We start from the raw sequence: 18,834 nt of genomic DNA, 5'->3' as shown, positions 1-18,834 counted from the left end.
GCGAAACAAGAACACAGCGACTCCAGCACACTCCACCGGGAATCGCCGCGGGGCGGGGTCGTCGGAGGACGCGACGACCCGAATCGACCCGTCGCCACAAGGCATATCCATCTTGTGAGCGTACTGATGGGTATGGCCGACTTCACTCTCTTCGAGGTCCACCTGCACGACGGCTTCGAGTTCAGCCCGACCAACAGCGCGCCGCTTCTCTCCAAGCGCGGTGGGACGGCCCTCGAATCTGACGGCGAATCGCACGACGACTACGACGTCGAGTTCGACGCCGACGAGGACGACGCGTTCGACGAATCCGAATCAGACGAGTCGGGCGGCCGCCCCGGCGTGGCGCTTCTCGTCGGGTTGGTTCTGCTCGTCGGCATCGCGGCGGTAGTCCGCTACATCCGCGGCGACGGCGACGAGTTCGACGAGCTGACCGACCTCGACGACGCCGGCGACGAGGAGCGCGACGAAGTCGAAATCGACGCCTGAGCCGACGGCACCGAACACCGTTTTCCGCGACCGCTTCCACCGACCGTTTCTACCGACCGCTCTCTTCGACCGTTTCTACCGACCGCTCTCCTCGACGCCCGCCACCGGGTTCGACCGCAGTCGGATACCCTTAAGCGAATCCCGTAGCAACTCCGGGGTATGACCGTTTCGAGCGCTCCCGGCAAGGTGTATCTGTTCGGGGAGCACGCAGTCGTCTACGGCGAGCCGGCGGTCCCCTGCGCGGTCGAGCGCCGGGCGACCGTCACCGTCTCCGCCCGCGACGACGACCACGTCCGCGTCCGCGCCGAGGACCTGAGTCTCAACGGCTTCACCGTCGAGTACCGCGGGTCGACCGGCGACCGCCCCGACGTGGACGTTCCGGCACCGCTCGTGGAGGCCGCGATGGGCTACATCGACGCCGCGGTCGACCAGGCCCGCGACGCCGCCGGCGCGCCCGACGCCGGCTTCGACATCACCGTCGAAAGCGACATCCCGCTGGGGGCCGGCCTCGGCTCCTCCGCGGCGGTCGTCGTCGCCGGCATCGACGCCGCGACCCGCGAGCTCGGCGTCGAACTCGCGCCGCGCGAAATCGCGGAACGCGCCTACCAAGCCGAACACGAGGTCCAGGACGGACAGGCGTCTCGCGCCGACACCTTCTGTTCGGCGATGGGCGGGGCCGTCCGCGTCGAGGGCGACGACTGCCGGACCATCGACGCGCCGCCACTTCCGTTCGTCATCGGCTTCGACGGCGGCGCGGGCGACACCGGCGCGCTCGTCTCCGGCGTCCGCGCGCTCCGCGAGGAGTACGACTTCGCCGCCGACACCGTCTCGACCGTCGGCGACATCGTGCGCCGGGGCGAGGAACTGCTGGCCGAGGCGGACCCCGACGCCGACGACCCGCCCGAGGAACTCCTCTCGGAACTCGGCGGCTTCATGAACTTCAACCACGGCCTGCTGGAGGCCCTCGGCGTCTCCTCGCGCTCGCTCGATTCGATGGTGTGGGCCGCCCGCGAGGCCGGCGCGTACGGCGCGAAACTGACCGGCGCGGGCGGCGGCGGCTGTATCGTCTCTCTCGACCCGACGCCCGAGACTCAGACCGCGCTCCGGTTCACCCCCGGTTGCGAGGACGCCTTCCGCGCCGAACTCGCCACCGAGGGCGTCAGCGTCGAGGTGCCGCCGGACGCGGAACCGGAAGCGGAAGCGGAACCGGACGCCGAGCGCGACCCCGGAGACGGGGTGGAGAAGGGGGCGGACTCGGCGTGAGCCTCGTCGTCCTCAAACTCGGCGGGAGCGTCGTCACCGACAAGGACGAACCGGAGACCGTCGACGAGGCGGGGCTGGCGGCCGCGGCGGACGCGGTCGCGACCCTCGCCGAGTCGGGCCGCGTCGTCGTCGTCCACGGCGGCGGGAGCTTCGGCCACCACCACGCCGCCGAACACGGCGTCTCCTCCGAGGTCGGCAGTCACGACGCCCGCGGCGTGCGCGCTATCCACGACGCGATGAAGCGCCTCAACGACGCCGTCCTCGACGCCCTCGCCGACCGCGGCGTCTCGGCCCTGCCGGTCCACCCGCTTTCGGCCGGCGCGCGCGAGGCCGACGGCTCGCTGTCGCTTCCCCTCGCGGCGACCGAGACGATGCTCGACGAGGGCTTCGTCCCGGTCCTCCACGGAGACGTCATCGCGCACGCAGGAAAGGGCGCGACCATCGTCAGCGGCGACGACCTCGTGGTGTCGCTCGCGTCCGGGCTCGGCGCGGACCGCGTCGGACTCTGCTCGACCGTGCCCGGTGTGCTCGACGCCGACGGCGACGTGATCCCCGAGATTACGGCGTTCGCGGACGCGGCCGACGCGCTCGGCGGGTCGGAGTCGACCGACGTGACCGGCGGGATGGCCGCGAAGGTCAGAAAACTGCTCGCGCTCGGCGCGCCGGCGCACGTCTTCGGCCCCGGGGGGCTGTCGGCGTTCGTCGCCGGCGAGTCGCCGGGGACCGTCATCCGCGGGGAGTGAGCGACCCCGAACGCGGACTCAGAGTTCGACGACCAGCCCGTCTTTTGCGACTCTGACCTCGCCCTCGAACTGTTCGCTCACGCTCGCGCGGAGGTCGTCGGCGACGCGGTCGGCGTGCGGGTAGAGGTGCGTCAGATAGACCGACTCGATGTCCCGGCCGGCGAGCGCCTCGCCCACCTGCGACGGCGTCGGGTGGTTCGACACGTCCACGTCGTCCGGGAACGAGCAGTCGTGCGCGAGGACGCTCGCGCCGTCGGCGAAGTCGCCGAGGGCGGAGAACGCCTCGGTGTCCCCGGAGAAAACGAAGTCGGCCTCGCCCCGCTCGTTGCTGAAGCGGTAGGCGAGCGTCGGCATCGAGTGGCGGACCTCGAATCCCATCACGTCGAAGCCGGCGATGCCGAACTCGGTCGGGCCGACTTCCCGAATCTGCACGTCGAGGCGGCCCCGCAGGTAGTCGTGGACGTCGAACAGCCCCTCGACGAGGTCTTCTGTTCCCTCCGGGCCGACGATTTCGAGGCTGTCAGCGCCGGCGAGCCACCGGGCTTTCACGAGCGCCATGAGGTCCGACACGTGGTCGAGGTGGTGATGCGTGAGGAGGACCGACGAGACGCCCTCGTAGCCGACTTCCGTCTCGGCGAGGCGAGCGAGGACACCCGACCCGCAGTCCACGAGGAGGGCGTTACCGTCCGATTCGAGGAGGAGACCGGTCTGGGCGCGGCCGGTGACGGGCATCGCACTGCCGGTGCCGAGGAACGTGACGCGCATGGCCAGAGCTACCACGGCGGCGGCGTTAGTCCTTGTGCTCGCCGGGGCGGCCGCCGCGGACACAGGCACAACCCTCATACCCGCGCAGGCTAACCCGGAGATAATGACCCGGCGCGGCCGCTCGCTTCTCGCGTCGAGAGGCGACGACTACGAGTTCGACCCCGAGTCGGTGTCGGTCGCCGACGAGGACGTCCTCGACCTGTTGGAACCGGCCGTTCAGGAGTGGTGGGTCGACCGATTCGGCGAGTTCGTCCCCGGCAACGACGGCTTTTTCACCCCGCCACAGCGCGGGGCCATCCCGCACATCCACGACGGCGACAACGCCCTCATCTGTGCGCCGACGGGGTCGGGCAAGACGCTCGCCTCCTTCACCGCCATCATCAACGAGCTGTTCCGCCGCGACCGGGAGTCGCCAGACGGCCTCGACAACTCGGTGTACTGTCTCTACGTCTCGCCGCTGAAGTCGCTCGCCAACGACATCCATCGGAACCTCGCCGAGCCGCTTTCCGGCATCGCCGACATCGCCGAGAGCCGCGGCGAGACGGTGGACATCAGACACGCCATCCGCCACGGCGACACCTCCTCGGCGGACCGCCAGAAGATGCTCTCGGAGACGCCGCACATCCTCAACACGACGCCCGAGACGCTGGCGATTCTGCTCAACTCGCCGAAGTTCAAAGAGAAGCTCCGAACCGTCGAGTACGTCGTCGTCGACGAGATTCACAGCCTCGCGGAGAACAAACGCGGCACGCACCTGTCGGTGTCGCTGGAGCGACTGGAGGACCTCGCCGAGTCGTCGCCGACGCGCATCGGCTGTTCGGCCACCGTCGAACCGCTCGACACGGTCGCGGAGTTCCTCGTCGGTTGCGAGGACGGCGAACCCCGCGATTACGAACTCGTGGACACGCGGTTCGTCCGCGACTTCGACGTCCGACTGGAGTGTCCGACCGACGACCTGATTCGGACGCCCCGAAGCGAGGTCCAGAGCCGGTTTTACGACCGCCTGTACGACCTCGTCGCCTCGCACACGAACACGCTCGTGTTCACCAACACGCGGTCGGGCGCAGAGCGCGTCCTCCACAACCTCCGCGAGGGGTTCGACGACATCGACGAATCGAACTCCGGCTGTCACCACGGGAGCCTCTCGAAAGAGCGCAGACAGGAGATAGAGTCGAAGCTGAAAGCCGGCGAGTTGCGGGTCGTCACCACCTCTACGAGCCTCGAACTCGGCATCGACATGCCCCACATCGACCTCGTCGTACAGGTCGGCTCGCCCAAGTCCGTCGCCGCGCTCCTCCAGCGGGTCGGCCGCGCGGGCCACCAGCTCGGCCAGACGGTCGAGGGGCGCGTCATCGCCCTCGACAGGGACGAACTCGTCGAGTGTGCGGTGATGCTCTCGAAGGCCGAGTCGGGCTTCGTCGACCGGGTGTTCATCCCCGAGAACGCCTTCGACGTGGCCGCCCAGCAGGTGTACGGGATGGCAATCAACGCGATTCGCCCCGAGTCGGAGCTCCGCGAGACGCTCCGGCGGGCCTACCCGTATCGGAACTTCTCCGACGACGACTTCGAGCGCCTGTTTCGCTATCTCACCGCCGACTACGACGGCCTCGAAGACAAGAACGTCTACGCGAAAATCTGGCGGGACACCAACGACTCGCCGGACGGCGAACACCACTACGAGGAGTACCCCGTGGGCGAGCCGCTCATCGGCAAACGCGGCCGGATGGCCCGCGTCATCTACATGACCAACATCGGCACGATTCCCGATTCGTTCACCTGCGACGTGCTGGTCCGCGGGGCCGACCAGTGGGTCGGCACGCTCGACGAGGGCTACCTCGACACGCTGGAGAAAGGCGACGTGTTCGTCCTCGGCGGCGACCACTTCGCCTACCGCTACCGCCGCGGGTCGAAGGTGTACGTCGACCGCACCGCACAGCGCCCGACGGTCCCCTCGTGGTTCTCCGAGCGCCTGCCGCTTTCGTACGACCTCGGCCGCGAACTCGCGGCGTTTCAGGCCGACCTCGTGGACCGACTCGACGCCGGCGGCGCGCCCGCCGTCAGGTCGTGGCTCCGGGAGTTCCCGCTCGACGAGAACAGCGTCCGCGCCGTCACGCGACTGTTCGACGAGCAGGTCAGGTACGCCGGCCCCGAGAGCGTGGCGACCCCCGACAGACTCGTCGTCGAGACCGAACTCGACCGCGAGGCCTACCGCCGACAGTTCTACGTCCACTGCACCGACGGCCGGCGGTTCAACGACGGCCTCTCGCGGCTCCTCGCGTACCACGCGTCCCGCCGGACGAACGCGAACGTGCAGGTCGCCGTCGCCGACAACGGCTTTTCGCTGTCGATGCCGCTCAACCGCAAAGTCGACCTCGCGGGCGTCCTCCGCGACCTCAACCCCGAGGAAGTCGAGGACGACCTGCGGGCCGCCCTCGACGGGACCGACCTCCTGAAGCGCTACTTCCGCATCAACGCGACGCGCTCGCTCATGATTCTCAAGCGCTACAAGGGCTACGAGAAGTCCGCCGCCCAACAGCAGGTCTCCTCCGAGATGTTGCTGTCGTTCGCCCAGGACCTCGACGAGTTCGCCGTGATGGAAGAGACCTACCGCGAGATTCTCGAAGACAAACTGAACCTCGCCGCCATCGAGGACGCGATTGCGGCGATTCAGGCGGGCGACGTGGCCGTGGTCGGCCATCAGGTCTCGTCGCCGACGCCGCGGGCGTTCGGCCTCGCCACGCTGACGGCGAGCGACGTGGTCCTCGCCGAAGACGAGAGCGCGGCGCTCAGAGAGTTTCACGAGCGCGTCAAGGCCGAAATCGGCGACGACGAAACGGACCTCGGCATCGACGTGGAGTGAGACGCCCTCCAGTCGGACAGCCGAGGAGACGCCTACCGCCGCGCCCACGCGAGCATCCGGTCGTAGAACGGGTCGGATTCGAGTGCGTCGGCGTCGCCGACGAGACACAGCGCCTTCTTCGCCCGCGTGAGGGCGACGTTGATGCGGCGGTGGTCCTCGAACAGCGGGCCGTCCAACTCGCCGGTGGCGACGAAGGAGACGACGATGACCTCCTTCGAGGAGCCCTGGAACCGGTCGACCGTGTCGACGGTGGCGTCGGTTCGGCGGGAAATCTCGGCGACCTGTGCCCGAAACGGGGCGATGACGCCGATGTCATCAGCGTCGACGCCGGCGGCCTCGTAGGCGGCGACGACCTCTGCGACGCGGTCCGCCTCGGTGGGGTTGGTGTTGCCGACGCGCCGGCCGTCGGGGTCGACGAAGGCGACTTGGGCCGCGAGTTCGGCGGGGAGGTCCGCGGTGTCGACGCCGAGGTCTCGGAGGTGCTGGGCGGCGACCGCACCCGTGGCCGGCCGGAGCGCGCCGTCGTAGAACTCCTTTGAGGCGAACGCCTGAATCCGCTGGGACATGCGGTACTGGCGGTCGAGCATGACCGAGGCGTCGGGGTAGGTCTCGATGAGCCGCTGGAACAGCGATGTCTGGAGGTCGTTTTCGGCGCGGACGACCGGCGGAAGCTGTTTGTGGTCGCCGACGAGGACGAACCGGTCGGCGAGGTTGACGGCGGCGAGCGTCCCCGGTTCGGTTATCTGCGACGCCTCGTCGACGAGCGCCGCGTCGAACGACTGCTCGCGCATCACGCGCGACCCGCAGGAGGCGGTGGTCGCGGCGACGACCGGCGCGTCGCGGAGGGCGGCGGCGAGCGCGTTCGGGTCGCCGCTCCGCGAGAGGCGCACGTCCTGCATGTCCTCTCGGACGCCCGATTCGGTGCCGACGCGGACGACGTTGTCGGCGAATCGCCGACCGCCGGCGGAGCTTTGCTCCGCGCTGTCCTCGAACCCCTGGTCGCGCAGGGCTTCGAGCGCGTTGTCGACCGCGCGGTTCGTAAAGGCCGAAAGCAGGACGCGGTTGCCGTCCTCGACGAGCGCGCGGATGGTCCGGGCGATGGTGTAGGTCTTGCCCGTCCCCGGCGGCCCGTGGATGAGCGCGAGGTCGTCGGCGTCGACCGCGAGGCGCACCGCGTCGTCCTGCGCGTCGTTGTTATCGATGAACGTGCGACCCACAGAGCGGTCGGAAAACTCGGGGTCGCGGCGGCCGAACAGCGCGTCCTTTCGGTCGGTCGAGCCCTTGAGCACCGCGTCGTGAAGGGCGGTGAGCAGGCGGTCGACGGTGAGTTCGGAGGGGTAGACGTCGAGGCGGCGGAGCGGCACGGGTTCGTCGGTCGTGACGACGATTTCGTCGCCGAGTTCGACGATGCGTGCGAGTTCGGCGTGGCCCTCGACGGGGTGGCCGTCGCTGGCGAGCGCCACGTCGCCGGCGCGGAGCTTCGACACCGCGTCGTCGGTCTGCTTCGCCCGGAGTTCCCACGTGCCGTCGGGGCGCTCCGTCTGGCCGATGGGTTCGAGGCCGATGAGCGCCCGGTCGTCGTCGGCGCGCTCCTCGGCGCTCTGGTCCCAGAGTTTGCGGTACTCCTTGTGGACCGCCCGGCGCTCTTCTTCGACGGCGCGGTAGAAGCGGTCGAAGTAGTCGCGTTCGTCCTCGGGAACGGGTTTCCCGACTGCGCCGGCTTTCGACTCCTGATCGAGTCTGCCGGAGACGACCATGCAGGCGTCTTTCTCGAAGCAGTACTCGCACTTCGAGTTCACCTCGTAGCCGGTCGGCACCGACGCGTCGCGTTCCATCGCCGCGATTTCGTTGCGGGTGCGGACGACGAACTCCAGGAGACCGCGGCCGATGGAGAAGTCCTTCGCCGGCGAGAGGTCGCCGGACTCCTCGGCGCGGTCGAGCGTCGTGTTCTTCGTGTAGAGGAGCGTCCCCGTGTCGACCGGGACGCCCCGCTCTTCGAGGATGAGCGCGTAGGAGGCGGCCTGAATCTTGTCCTGAAACCGCGGGTCGCGGTTGAGGTTCTTGCCGGTCTTGAGTTCGACGGGCGACCCTCGGCGGAGGGCGTCGGCGCGGCCCTTGATACCGAACGTCGGCGAGATGAGGGTGTACTCCGAGCGCCACTCGTCTTCGTCGGTGAGGACGCCCTGCGAGAGCCAGCCCTCGATGGCGGCGGCGTTGCGGCGCACCTCGTCGGCGACCTCGTCGACCTCGCGGCCGAGCAGGCCGAGTTCGAGGCCGCGCTCGTCGATGCGCTCGTCGATGGACGAGTCGAGGTCGCGGCCGCGGAGGAGGTCGCCGAACACGTCGTGGACGATGGTCCCCTTTACCACCGGGTAGTTCAGCGGGATGCCAGAGAGCTTGTTCAGGTAGTACATCCGCGAGCACTGCACCCACGAGCGGATGTCGGTCACGTCCACGAGGAAGTCGGGCTCGACGACGACGAACGACTCCGAGCCGGTCGTGTAGGTCGTCTCGCCGCGGTACTCGGACTCCTCGGCGTCGGTGACGAGGAGGTCCATGCCCGGTTCGGCGTGCTCGGCGGCGTGAGTCCACTTCCCCCAGAGAGTGACGGTTACCGGCTCTCCGGTCCCGCGCTCGGGGCGGAGCGTCACCTCCGCCAGCGAGCGCTCGCCGTGGTTCGTCTCGACGTCGCGCGGCTCGCCGACCTCGACGAGCGGACCGCGAAGGTTCACGTCGAAACCGTGGGTGAGGCGCGGGCAAATAGCCGTCGGTGGGGCGCGGGCGGTTCAGCAGGTCGCGTGTGCGAATCCCCCGACCGTCACACGCTTTCTCTACCGTGTGGTACGCTCACCGTCAGACACTGGCAGGACATCCGCTCGGAGGTCGTCGACGACGGCCGCAACCGCGGCTTCCAGTAGGAGTCACCGGTTTCAAACCCTCGCACCTCCATTAGCTATCCATGGACGATAGGCTCCGCGGGCGGCCGCGACGACCGCCCCACGGCGGGACTTCGGAGGGACGATGGTCGGTTCGAGCATGAGCGACGAGGAGACGCGACTCGCCAACAACCGGCTCAAAATCGGCTTTACCCTGCTGGTCGGCGTGTCGGCCGCGCTCGTCGCCGTGCAGGCGGGGGGGACGCTCCTTCAGGGCGCGCTCGCGCTCCTCGCTGGACTGGTCATCGGCGGACTCCTCACGTGGTACTTGGGGCGGTGGGCCCGCGAGTTCACCGCCGTGAACCGCCGGTAGAGGCGGTCGCTCAGGGCGACACCCGCGCGAGCCATTGCTCGGGCGCGTCCAGTTCCGCGTCGGTCGGTAAGTTCTCCGGATGGTCCCACACCCGCGACGCGGCGGCGACGCCGCGCTCGTCGGCGACGCGCTCGAAGAAGCGAGCGCCGCGTTCGTACTGCCGGCGCTTGAGTCCGAGGCCGAGGAGTCGCCGTGCGAGTTTCGCGACCGGGCCGCCGCCCTGCCGACGCTCGTCGAGTTTCCGGCGGAGGTCCTCGTAGTCGTCGTCGAACGCCCGGTCCATCAGCAGTTCCGCGTAGCCCTCGACGGCCGTCATCGCCGTGTCGAGTTCGCGGAAGGCGTCGCGGTCGATGTCGCCGTCGACGAGGGCGTCGACCCCGCGTTGCATCCGCGATTCGAGGTGCGTCGAGAGCCACGGGGCCGCGCCGAACTCCGCGGCGTGCGCCACCTCGTGGAAGGCGATCCAGCGGCGGAACCGCGGGTAGTCCACGTCGAGGCTGGCGGCGACGCGGCGGATGTTCGGGTGAACGAAGTACAACCCGTGGTCGTCGTCGCCCTCGGCGAGGAGGAGCGGGTCGTACTGCCCGAGGACGTTGTTGCCGAGAAACGAGAGGACGAAGGCGAACGACCCCGTGTTGACCGCGCGCGTGAGCCCGGGGAGGACCGCGGGACCGTGTTCTTCGAACGGGACCATCACCCGGCGGAACGTCGCCACGTTCGCGTCTATCCAGTGGTGTCGGTTCTGGACTTCGACGACCTCGGGCACGTCGAACTCGACCTCGGCGACGGCCGACAGTCGGTCGCGCGCGTCGCGAACGTCGGCCGCATAGCCCGCGCGCTCGGCGTCCGTGAGGTCGAGCGACCCGGGGTCGGTCGCCGACTTCGCGGCCTCGGTGACGGCGTCCCAGTCGATGGTACCGGAGCCGGTCGCCGAAGCGTCCGCGACCGCTCTGACGCTCCGAAAGAGGTTCATACCGTACCGTGGCGGGCCGGACGCAAAACGCTTCGGTCGGGGTGTTCGAACCCGCCGATTCGCAGACACGACCACCCTAGACACTATATCGAGTCGGACGTGGGGGGCGTATGGACCGAACCATCGACCACGTCGCGTTCGGTGGTACCGAGCTGTACGAACTCCGGGCGGCCGCGAACGAGGTCGGTCTCACGCCGACCTACGGCGGCGAACACGGGACCGGAACGACCCACATGGCCGTCGTTCCGTTCCCCGACGGCTCGTACCTCGAACTCATCGCGCCGACGCTCGGGACCGACGCCGCGGACGCCGGCTTCTGGCCCGACCACCTCGCGGCCGACGCCGGCCCCGCGGCGTGGTGTCTGGAGACCGACGACGCCGCCGCCACCGCCAAGACCGCCATCGACGCCGGTCTCCCCGTCGACGGCCCCCACGAGGCCTCCCGTGCCCGCCCGGACGGCCGCCTCGTCGAGTGGGATATGTGCTTCGAGAGCACAGACCAGCGACTTCCCTTTTTCATCCGCGACCGCACCCCGCGGAGCTACCGCGTTCCGAGTGCCGTGCGAAACGCCGCCGTCCGCGGACTTCGAACCGTCGTCGTCGCGACCGCCGACCGCGAGGCGACCGCGGCGCTGTTCGCCCGGCGGCACCGCTCCCCCTCGCCGGTCGATATCAACGGCCCGTTCTCCGGGTTCGCCGTCCTTCCCGGCACGCCGCTCGCCCTGTGCGAGCCCGGCGACGGCGCGCTCAGGGAGCGCATCGACGACGTCGGCGAGGGTCCGTGCGCGTTCCTCGTCGGCGTCACCGACCTCGACCGGGCGCGGAACTCGCTGTCGCTCGGCCCCGAGATTCGCTACAGCGACCGCCGCATGGCGTGGTTCGACCACGACCTGTTCGACGGGCGGTTGGGCGTGGTCGAGCTCCCCTGAATCGCCGATTGAAGCCGGACGACGGGCTCAGGCGGCGCAGTTGTTCGGTCCGAGTTCGAGTTCGGTCGCCTCCTCCTCGTCGCCGACGGAGGCGCGTCCGGTGTTGATGTCGATGACGCGCTCGTAGTTCACCGGCTTCTCGGGCGTGTCGTCTGCGACGCGGGCGACGAACGCCGACTCGTCCATCGACAGGAGGTCGAGGTCCGCACGCAGGTCGCCGAGCGTCGCGCTCACGAGTTCGCCCGGCGCGGCGACGCCGTAGCGCCCGTCCGCGTCCACGGAGACGTGGCCGGGGAGGACGCGCGTCTCGTCGGGAAGCGACAACAGCGTGTCGTGGAGCGTCGCGTAGAGGAGTTTCGCGCCCGTCGCCGCGTCGTCGTCACCGAACTGGAGCTCCGTGCGGCCGACCGACTCGACGAACAGCGTGTCGCCGGTGAGGAGGAACCGACCGTCGACGAGGTAGTTCGTCATGTCCGAGGTGTGCCCCGGCGCGTGAATCGCCTCGATATCGTAGTCGCCGACGGTCAACGTCTGTCCGTCGTCGAGCGCGGTGAACTCGTACTCGACGTCGCGGCCCGTCGCCTCCGACCCGAGGTAGTACGGCACGCCGAGTCGGTCGGCGAGCGCGCGCCCCCCGGAGACGTGGTCGGCGTGGACGTGCGTGTCGAGCACGCCCACGACCGTCATCCCCGCGTCGGCGGCGACGAGTTCGAACTCGTGGGTCTGCCGGGTCGCGTCCACGACGACCGCGTCGCCGGCCGACCGCGAGCCGACGACGTAGCCCAGACATCCCTTCGCGCGGCGCTGGACCTGCGCGACGAATAGGTCGTCGTCGCCGGTGCCGAGTTCGACCACCTCGTACAGCTTGCTCCAGTCTTCCATGCCGCCCTTGACGACCTCCACGTCGTCGTAGCCCCGCGTCGCGAGTTCGAAGCCGAACGACGTAGAGGACAGCCCCTTCCCGCAGATAGCGACGACCCGTCCCTCCGCGGCGAGGTCGCCGACGCGGTCCCAGTCCCAATCGCCGCCGAGTCCGTCGACGGGGTGGTAGGGGACGTTGACGGCTCCGTCGATGTGCCACGACTCGAAGCTCTCCGGCGGCCGCGTGTCGACCACGGTGAACGAATCTCCCGCGTCGAGCCGGTCTGCGAGCTCACCCACGGTGAGCTGGTGGAGGAGTTTACTCATGTGGTTAGCTATGGGAACGACGCACAAAACCGTTTGCGGCGGACGCGAGTCCGTGGTCCCGTGTGGCGTCGACACGCCATCGCGGTCGGCGTCGTCCCAACTGTGTCGAGTCGCCGAAAGCGCCGCCGCTCGCCGGATGGGTGTCAGAAAAGTCGAATCGAAACGTCGTCCCGAACTACAGTTCGTCCTCGAAGTCTTCGAGGGCGTAGACGGTGTCGGAGCCGCGGCGGTCGAGCGTCTCGTTGGCCAGCAGCCAGTAGACGACCGACAGCGCGCGTCGACCCTTGTTGTTCGTCGGGACGACGAGGTCGACGTTCGACGTCTGGTTGTTGGAGTCGCACATCGCGATGACCGGGATGCCGACCGTGATGGCCTCCTTGACGGCCTGCGCGTCACCAATCGGGTCGGTGACGACGACCACGTCGGGTTCGATGTAGCCGGCGTAGTCCGGGTTCGTCAGGGTGCCCGGGATGAAGCGGCCCGTGCGGGCGCGAGCGCCGACGGCGTCGGCGAACTTCTCGGCCGGGAAGCGACCGTACTGGCGGGAGGACGTGACCAGAATCTGCTCCGGATTGTAGTTCGCGAGGAAGTCCGCGGCGGTGCGGATTCGCGAGTCCGTCTGGCTGACGTCGAGCACGTAGAGCCCGTCGTCGCGGACACGGTGGATGAACCGGACCATGTCCTTGGTCTTCTGCTGGGTACCGATGTGGACACCGGCGGCCAGGTAGTCCTCGACCGGGATGAGCAGGTCGGCGTCTTCGTCGGGCATGACGTCCTCGTCGAACGCCGGTTCCGGCTCTGCTTCTTCTTCGACCTCGGCGGCGTCGTCGGCCGCCTCGGCGGTCTCTGCTGTCTCGTCTTCGGTGGCGGCCTCGGCGGGTTCCGTCTCGGCGACCGCTTCGGTCTCCGTCTCGGGTTCCTCGTCGGCGACCTCCACCGCGTCGTTTTCGTTGTCGCTCATACTGCGTCGTCCGCGATGCGGATGAGTTCGTTCAATTTGGCGGTTCGCTCGCCCTGCACCGTGCCAGTCTTGATGAACGGCGCGTCGGTTGCGACGGCGAGGTGTGCGATGGTCGCGTCTTCGGTCTCACCGGAGCGGTGAGAGATGACGGCGTCCATCCCGTTTCGGGAGGCCAGTTCGACGGCGTCGAACGCGTCGGTCAGCGTCCCGATCTGGTTCGGCTTGATGAGGATGGAGTTCGCGGCGCCCACGTCGATGCCGTCCTGCAGACGGTCGACGTTGGTGACGAACAGGTCGTCACCGCAGATGAGCGTGCGGTCGCCCACGCGCTCTGTGAGTTCCGCGAAGCCCTCGTAGTCGTTCTCGTCGAGGGGGTCTTCGACGTAGACGAGGTCGTACTCGTCGACCATCTCGGCGACGTAGTCGATCTGCTCGTCGGTCGTCTTCGTCTCGTCACCGTAGTGGTAGACGCCGTCTTCGAACATCTCCGAGGCCGCGATGTCGAGGCCGAAGCGAATCTCGAAGCCGAGTTCGTCCTCGACGTCGGAGACCGCTTCGCCCATGATTTCGAACGCCTCGGCGTCGGAGACCGGCGGTGCCCACGCGCCCTCGTCGCCCTTCGCGGCGGGCACGCCGCGCTCGTCGAGAATCTCGGACGCGCGGGCGTGGACCTTCGCGTTGGCGAAGACGGCTTCGGAGACGCTCGGCGCGCCGACGGGCGCGGCGAGGAACTCCTGGATGTTCGTCGCCTCCTTGGCGTGTTCACCGCCACCGATGACGTTCCCGAGCGGCGTCGGGAAGTTGTCGCCGCGGAACGCGCCGCCGAGATGCTGGTACAGGGGCGCACCGAGCACGTCGGCACCGGCCTTGGCGGCCGCCATCGAGATGGCGACCGCGCTGTTCGCGCCGATTTCCGAGAAGTTCTCGGAGCCGTCGGCGGCGCGGAGCGTCGCGTCGACCTCGCGCTGGTTGCCCGCGTGGACCTCGTCCACGAGTCGGGGAACCGCGTGTCGCCGCGCGGCGGCGATTGCTTCGGTCGGCGGCAGTTCGATTGCCTCGTACTCGCCGGTGGACGCCCCGCTGGGGGCCGCGGCGCGACCGAACCCACCGGATTCGGTGAGCACGTCGGCTTCGACCGTCGGGTTCCCACGGGAGTCGAGCACGCGGCGCAGAGCTACGGATGTGATTCGTGTCATGTTGTCACTTACCCTCTCGTTTGACGGTGAACGGAAGTACACCTGCGTCGTACTCCTCAGCGGCGATTAATATCGGTTCTGTCTGTTCCGAATCGACGAGAACAGGTGCGCCGTAGGAGACCTGCAACGCTCGCGCGCCGAGGATTCGTGCCTTCTCGTATCGGTTGTACCGTTGCATCATTGATAGGGAGACACGACGTCCACGAGGTCCTTGTGCGACACCATCATCCGCCGGCAGCAGGCACGGGTGACCCCGAGGTCGTCGAGGACGTCAGCGGGGTCCTCGTCTCCCTCGCGAGCACGGGCCTTGAATTCGTCCCAGTGTTCGCCGATCACTGTGCCGCAGGTGAAACACCGGACGGGAATCATCATGGTTAGATCACCTCAGCGGTAGGACTTCTGGTAGCGAGCGCGCGCGCCCGGTCCGCCCCACTTCTTGGGTTCGGACTGGCGAACGTCGTTGACCAGAAGCGAGCGGTCGAACTCCATGTACGCGTCGCGAAGCTCTGCGGCGTTCAGGTGCTGCACCAGCCCACGAGCGAGCGCGGTGCGGACTGCGTCGGCCTGACCGGCCACGCCGCCGCCGTTGACGCGCACGTCGATGTCGACCTGCGAGCGGAGGTCCTCGCCTGCGATGCGGAACGGTTCCAGCATCTTGAGGCGGGCCATCTCCGGCTCGACCAGCTCGACCGGCTGGGAGTTGATTCGGACTCGACCCTCGCCCTCGCGCACGGTGGCGCGGGCGATTGCGGTCTTCTTCTTCCCGGACGTGTTCGTTACCATGTGACGTTAGCACCCAGCTTCTCGGAGACCTCTCCGAGCGAGATGAACTTGATGTTCGAAAGGCGGTCCAGCGAGGTGTCTTCGAGCATCTCGCCGTCTTCGTCGTACGGATTGCCGACGTAGACGCGGACGTTCGAGAGCGCCTCGCGGCCGCGGGGCTTCTTGTACGGAAGCATGCCGCGGATGGCACGCTTGAAGATGCGGTCGGGACGCTTCGGGTAGTACGGACCCTGGTCCGAACCGACTTCGACGCGCTTTCTGTACTTGGCCATCACGTCCTCTTCCGAGCCCGTGATGACGGCGTCTTCCGCGTTGACGACGGCGACCGTCTCGCCCGCGAGGGCGCGCTGTGCGACCTCCGAGGCGACGCGACCGACGATGCAGTTTCGAGCGTCGACGACGACGTCTGCGTCGAATTCTGCGAGGCTCATCGGATCACCCGTACGTTGGACCCGTCGGGGTTCTGTTCAGCGAGTTGTTCTAGCGTCACGGTGTCGCCGACCTGCTCGATCTTCGTTCGAGCGGTGGACGAGAAGTCCACGGCCGCGACTGTGACGTTCTTCTGCAGCACACCGCTACCCAGCACCTTGCCGGGCACGACGACGGTCTCGTCTTCCTGAGCGTATCGTTCGATACGACCAAGGTTGACTTCCGCGTGGGTGCGCCGTGGCTTTTCGAGACGGTCCGCGACATCCTGCCAGACGTTGGCACCGGACTCACGCGAGACCGCCTTCAGCTCGGCGATGAGACTGTTGAGTCTCGGGTTCGTCTTACTCATTGTCTACCTCCAGAGAGAAAGCGGAGTGCAGGGAGCAGGATTTGAACCTGCGGACTCCTATGAGACAGCGCCCTGAACGCTGCGCCGTTGGCCAGACTTGGCTATCCCTGCAAGCATTCCGCTGTACTTCATGCCCCGTAAAAACACCTTCGGTCCGACCCGACGCCGTGAGAGAGCCACACGCCACGCTATCGGTGGCTGTGACCCCTCGTGGGGCGGGCGAACGTCGGTGTTGAGACGGGGCAGTGTTCATTCTTACAGTGCGACCTTCTCTTCGAGTTCGGCCGCGCGGTCACCCAAGGAGGCGACAGCGCGCGTCACGAGCTCGTCGACATCGAACGAACCGTCCGTCTCCACACTGAAGACGAACGCTCCGGGTACGTCGTGTACTTCGACCTCTTTACCGGGGTACCGCTCCGTCAGGTCGTTGCCGAACGTCTCCGTCGCGACGAGGTCGCCGTCTTCGGCGTCCCCCTCGGCGTGCTCCGCCGCGGCCTCTTCGATGACGCCGCGGAGGATGTTCGGCTCCTGTTCATCGAACTCGCCGGCGTCGCCGACGACCTCCACGCGCTGGAGGTGTCGGTAACCGACGGCGACCCCGCCTTGGTTCTTGGCGTGGTCCTTTCCGTAGCCGAGGACGGCGTCGGCCTCGAACTCGAGGCGCTGGCCCTCCTTCAGCTCGATGATGGGGATGTTCTCGTCCGCCGGGACGACCATGTCGTCCGCGGATTCGATGTCCCCGGAGTACGCGGTTGCCGGCCCGTCGACTTCGAGCGCGACGGTGACGGTGTCACCGGGCTCGAAGTCGTCGAGAGGCGTGGTCAACGGAACCAGACCGAGACGAAGCCCGATCATCTCGTCGAACATGACCGAGGTGTTCTCCACGAACCGAACGGTTTCGATGGAGAACGTCGGCACGTCGGCGACCATCGCCCGGCGAATGCCGTTGGCTAGCGCCGGGGTCAGACCGCGCGCGACGAAACGGGCGCGTCGGTCTTCGCGTTCGATGAACTCGACCTGGAAGTCGTTTACCATGGTGTGTTAGAGTCGGCTGTTTTTCGGCGCGCGAGTTCCGTCGTGCGGAATCGGCGTCACGTCCTCGATGCGACCGATTTCGAGACCGGCGCGAGCGAGGGCGCGAATCGTTGCCTGTGCGCCGGGGCCGGGGCTCTTGTTACCGTTGCCACCGGGACCGCGAACGCGAACGTGCAGACCGGCGATACCGGCCGCCTTAATCTGGTCGGCGACGCTCTCTGCCATCTGCATGGCCGCGTACGGAGATGCCTCGTCACGGTTCTGCTTGACGACGGAACCGCCGGACGACTTGACGATCGTCTCGGCGCCCGTGATGTCAGTCACCGTGATGAGCGTGTTGTTGAACGATGCGTGGACGTGGGCGATACCCCACTTGTCACCGGTTTCGGATTCGCTCATTCTTGGGCCTCCGCGCGCTCAGGGTGCAGTTCGTCCGCGAGCTTCGACGTCTCGTCGAACGCCACGGTGTCCTCTTCGTCGACCTCGACCTTGCGGGAGGGGATGGTCGTCCGCGCACCGTCGACGGTCACGTGACCGTGGACGATGAACTGACGGGCCTGCTGGGGCGTCTGTGCGAGCCCCTTCCGGTAGGCGACCGTCTGGAACCGACGTTCGAGGATGTCGGTCACGTCGAGACGCAGTGTCTGGGAGATGTCGTCCTCCGCAGAGAGGATGCCGTAGCGGCGCATGCGCGCCATGAACTCGGCACCGAGCGACTCGGCTTCTTCGACGTCACCCTGGGCCTCGCCGAGGAGGCGTCGCGCCTCGCGGCGGAGGTTGCGCAGTTCGGACTGCGCGCGCCAGAGTTCTTCTTTGTTCTTGAGACCGTACCGAGAGAGGAGGTCCGATTCCTGCGCGATACGCTCGCCCTGGAACGGGTGGTTCGGGGTCTCGTAGAACTTGGTGTTGTTACCCGTCGTCATTCTTCAGCCTGCGCCTCCTTGATCTCCTCGACGTTGACACCGATGGTGCCTTCGGTACGTCCAGTGGACTTCGTCCGCTGGCCGCGAACCTTCTGGCCGCGCTGGTGTCGAACGCCCTTGTAGGAGCTGATCATCTTCATGCGGTTGATATCATGCCGCCGCTTCTCTTCAAGGTCCGAACCCGTGATGTGGTCGGTCTCACCGGAGAAGAAGTCCTTCCGTCGGTTTGCCATCCACTCGGGGGCGTGGTCCTCGAAGTTCTCGACGACATCGACAACGGAGTCGATCTCGCCTTCGGGGAGCTTACCGAACAGCGCCGTTCGGTTCACTTCCGCGGCGTCGGCGATGATGCGCGCTGTGCGCTTGCCGATACCCTTCATGTCCGTCAGACTGCGCTCTACCGTCTTCGTTCCGTCAAGGTCGGTCTGACCAATTCGGATGAAGTAACGGAGGTCCTCTTCCTCCTCCGGAGAGCCGTCCTGTGGTTCTTCTGCACTCATGACTTTGGAAGTCGTGTTGTGAGCGTTGCGGCGGGGATTCGAACCCCGGGGGCTTGACGCCACTGAGTTAGCAACCCAGCGCCTTGGGCCAGGCTTGGCTACCGCAACACTTCGGTCGTGTTAGTTTCGCCCTTCCGGACTCGGGGACGACATTCCCCTACATCGATTGCATCCGTTACGAGACGGGGGCATTACTTAAACA

Annotated in this window: 21 protein-coding genes and 2 tRNA genes; 6 read left to right on the top strand and 17 right to left on the bottom strand. The window is 67.6% G+C overall.

The genetic code is table 11. From position 1 onward, the window contains the following. Positions 1 to 132: 132 nt before the first annotated feature. From ACFQI8_RS01995 to ACFQI8_RS01985, 3 genes are all read left to right on the top strand, one after another. Complete coding sequence (locus ACFQI8_RS01995) at positions 133 to 486, top strand: hypothetical protein (RefSeq protein WP_390242515.1); 354 nt, start codon at positions 133 to 135, stop codon at positions 484 to 486. Positions 487 to 645: 159 nt separating this feature from the next. Then, positions 646 to 1,749: a mevalonate kinase gene (gene mvk / locus ACFQI8_RS01990; protein WP_390242514.1), complete on the top strand. Its 1,104-nt coding sequence runs from the start codon at positions 646 to 648 to the stop codon at positions 1,747 to 1,749. Further along, on the top strand, positions 1,746 to 2,492 hold the full coding sequence (locus ACFQI8_RS01985) for an isopentenyl phosphate kinase (protein WP_390242512.1): 747 nt from the start codon (positions 1,746 to 1,748) through the stop codon (positions 2,490 to 2,492). The genes mvk and ACFQI8_RS01985 overlap by 4 nt, the downstream gene beginning before the upstream one ends. Before the next feature lie 18 nt (positions 2,493 to 2,510). Here the strand turns inward: ACFQI8_RS01985 and ACFQI8_RS01980 are convergent, their stop codons facing one another. Next, positions 2,511 to 3,257: an MBL fold metallo-hydrolase gene (locus ACFQI8_RS01980; protein WP_390242510.1), complete on the bottom strand. Its 747-nt coding sequence runs from the start codon at positions 3,255 to 3,257 to the stop codon at positions 2,511 to 2,513. A 103-nt stretch (positions 3,258 to 3,360) separates the two neighbouring features. Between ACFQI8_RS01980 and ACFQI8_RS01975 the strand changes: the two genes are divergently transcribed. Beyond that, a complete protein-coding gene (locus ACFQI8_RS01975) occupies positions 3,361 to 6,117 on the top strand; it encodes an ATP-dependent helicase (protein ID WP_390242508.1) in 2,757 nt (918 codons plus the stop codon). 32 nt (positions 6,118 to 6,149) lie between these two features. Here ACFQI8_RS01975 and ACFQI8_RS01970 read toward each other — a convergent pair whose 3' ends face one another. Further along, positions 6,150 to 8,849, bottom strand: a complete 2,700-nt coding sequence (locus tag ACFQI8_RS01970) for an AAA domain-containing protein (protein ID WP_390242506.1) — start codon at positions 8,847 to 8,849, stop codon at positions 6,150 to 6,152. Positions 8,850 to 9,138: 289 nt separating this feature from the next. Between ACFQI8_RS01970 and ACFQI8_RS01965 the strand changes: the two genes are divergently transcribed. Continuing rightward, positions 9,139 to 9,366 (top strand): hypothetical protein, encoded by a 228-nt coding sequence (locus ACFQI8_RS01965; protein ID WP_390242504.1) that lies wholly within the window; start codon positions 9,139 to 9,141, stop codon positions 9,364 to 9,366. A 10-nt stretch (positions 9,367 to 9,376) separates the two neighbouring features. Here ACFQI8_RS01965 and ACFQI8_RS01960 read toward each other — a convergent pair whose 3' ends face one another. Further along, positions 9,377 to 10,339: a zinc-dependent metalloprotease gene (locus ACFQI8_RS01960; protein ID WP_390242502.1), complete on the bottom strand. Its 963-nt coding sequence runs from the start codon at positions 10,337 to 10,339 to the stop codon at positions 9,377 to 9,379. 110 nt (positions 10,340 to 10,449) lie between these two features. On the opposite strand from ACFQI8_RS01960, the gene ACFQI8_RS01955 reads away from it, so the two are divergent. Then, complete coding sequence (locus ACFQI8_RS01955) at positions 10,450 to 11,268, top strand: VOC family protein (RefSeq protein WP_390242501.1); 819 nt, start codon at positions 10,450 to 10,452, stop codon at positions 11,266 to 11,268. A gap of 27 nt (positions 11,269 to 11,295) precedes the next feature. On the opposite strand, the gene ACFQI8_RS01950 is transcribed toward ACFQI8_RS01955, so the two are convergent. From ACFQI8_RS01950 to ACFQI8_RS01885, 14 genes are all read right to left on the bottom strand, one after another. After that, on the bottom strand, positions 11,296 to 12,456 hold the full coding sequence (locus ACFQI8_RS01950) for an MBL fold metallo-hydrolase (RefSeq protein WP_390242498.1): 1,161 nt from the start codon (positions 12,454 to 12,456) through the stop codon (positions 11,296 to 11,298). Positions 12,457 to 12,631: 175 nt separating this feature from the next. After that, a complete protein-coding gene (gene rpsB / locus ACFQI8_RS01945) occupies positions 12,632 to 13,417 on the bottom strand; it encodes a 30S ribosomal protein S2 (RefSeq protein ID WP_390242495.1) in 786 nt (261 codons plus the stop codon). After that, positions 13,414 to 14,613: a phosphopyruvate hydratase gene (eno, locus tag ACFQI8_RS01940; RefSeq protein WP_390242493.1), complete on the bottom strand. Its 1,200-nt coding sequence runs from the start codon at positions 14,611 to 14,613 to the stop codon at positions 13,414 to 13,416. The genes rpsB and eno overlap by 4 nt, the downstream gene beginning before the upstream one ends. 4 nt (positions 14,614 to 14,617) lie before the next feature. Then, positions 14,618 to 14,794, bottom strand: a complete 177-nt coding sequence (locus ACFQI8_RS01935) for a DNA-directed RNA polymerase subunit K (RefSeq protein ID WP_004043021.1) — start codon at positions 14,792 to 14,794, stop codon at positions 14,618 to 14,620. Next, positions 14,791 to 14,985 carry a DNA-directed RNA polymerase subunit N gene (locus ACFQI8_RS01930; protein WP_004061330.1) on the bottom strand — a complete coding sequence of 65 codons (195 nt, stop codon included), beginning with the start codon at positions 14,983 to 14,985 and terminating at the stop codon, positions 14,791 to 14,793. The genes ACFQI8_RS01935 and ACFQI8_RS01930 overlap by 4 nt, the downstream gene beginning before the upstream one ends. A gap of 12 nt (positions 14,986 to 14,997) precedes the next feature. After that, entirely contained in the window at positions 14,998 to 15,396 is a 399-nt protein-coding gene (locus tag ACFQI8_RS01925; protein WP_390242491.1) for a 30S ribosomal protein S9, read from the bottom strand. Next, positions 15,390 to 15,827, bottom strand: coding sequence for a 50S ribosomal protein L13 (locus tag ACFQI8_RS01920; protein ID WP_004061328.1), 438 nt, complete (start codon positions 15,825 to 15,827; stop codon positions 15,390 to 15,392). The genes ACFQI8_RS01925 and ACFQI8_RS01920 overlap by 7 nt, the downstream gene beginning before the upstream one ends. Next, a complete protein-coding gene (locus ACFQI8_RS01915; protein ID WP_390242488.1) occupies positions 15,824 to 16,174 on the bottom strand; it encodes a 50S ribosomal protein L18e in 351 nt (116 codons plus the stop codon). Before ACFQI8_RS01915 ends, ACFQI8_RS01920 begins: the two co-directional genes overlap by 4 nt. 26 nt (positions 16,175 to 16,200) lie before the next feature. Beyond that, positions 16,201 to 16,285 (bottom strand) — tRNA-Leu (locus ACFQI8_RS01910). A 144-nt stretch (positions 16,286 to 16,429) separates the two neighbouring features. Continuing rightward, positions 16,430 to 17,209 carry a DNA-directed RNA polymerase subunit D gene (locus tag ACFQI8_RS01905; RefSeq protein WP_004974519.1) on the bottom strand — a complete coding sequence of 260 codons (780 nt, stop codon included), beginning with the start codon at positions 17,207 to 17,209 and terminating at the stop codon, positions 16,430 to 16,432. A 6-nt stretch (positions 17,210 to 17,215) separates the two neighbouring features. Continuing rightward, the gene (locus tag ACFQI8_RS01900) at positions 17,216 to 17,608 is read right to left on the bottom strand and encodes a 30S ribosomal protein S11 (protein WP_004043027.1); all 393 of its coding nucleotides are present in this window, start codon (positions 17,606 to 17,608) and stop codon (positions 17,216 to 17,218) included. After that, complete coding sequence (locus ACFQI8_RS01895; protein WP_390242486.1) at positions 17,605 to 18,132, bottom strand: 30S ribosomal protein S4; 528 nt, start codon at positions 18,130 to 18,132, stop codon at positions 17,605 to 17,607. Before ACFQI8_RS01895 ends, ACFQI8_RS01900 begins: the two co-directional genes overlap by 4 nt. Then, complete coding sequence (locus ACFQI8_RS01890; protein ID WP_089777466.1) at positions 18,129 to 18,632, bottom strand: 30S ribosomal protein S13; 504 nt, start codon at positions 18,630 to 18,632, stop codon at positions 18,129 to 18,131. The genes ACFQI8_RS01895 and ACFQI8_RS01890 overlap by 4 nt, the downstream gene beginning before the upstream one ends. A 23-nt stretch (positions 18,633 to 18,655) precedes the next feature. After that, a tRNA-Ser gene (locus ACFQI8_RS01885) sits at positions 18,656 to 18,740 on the bottom strand. Between the last annotated feature and the right edge of the window lie 94 nt (positions 18,741 to 18,834).

It is taken from the genome of Haloferax chudinovii (assembly GCF_042663345.1).
In the GTDB taxonomy this organism is placed as follows: domain Archaea; phylum Halobacteriota; class Halobacteria; order Halobacteriales; family Haloferacaceae; genus Haloferax; species Haloferax chudinovii.
Note: the sequence above shows the minus strand (reverse complement) of the source record. Positions and strands in the feature narration are given on the sequence as shown.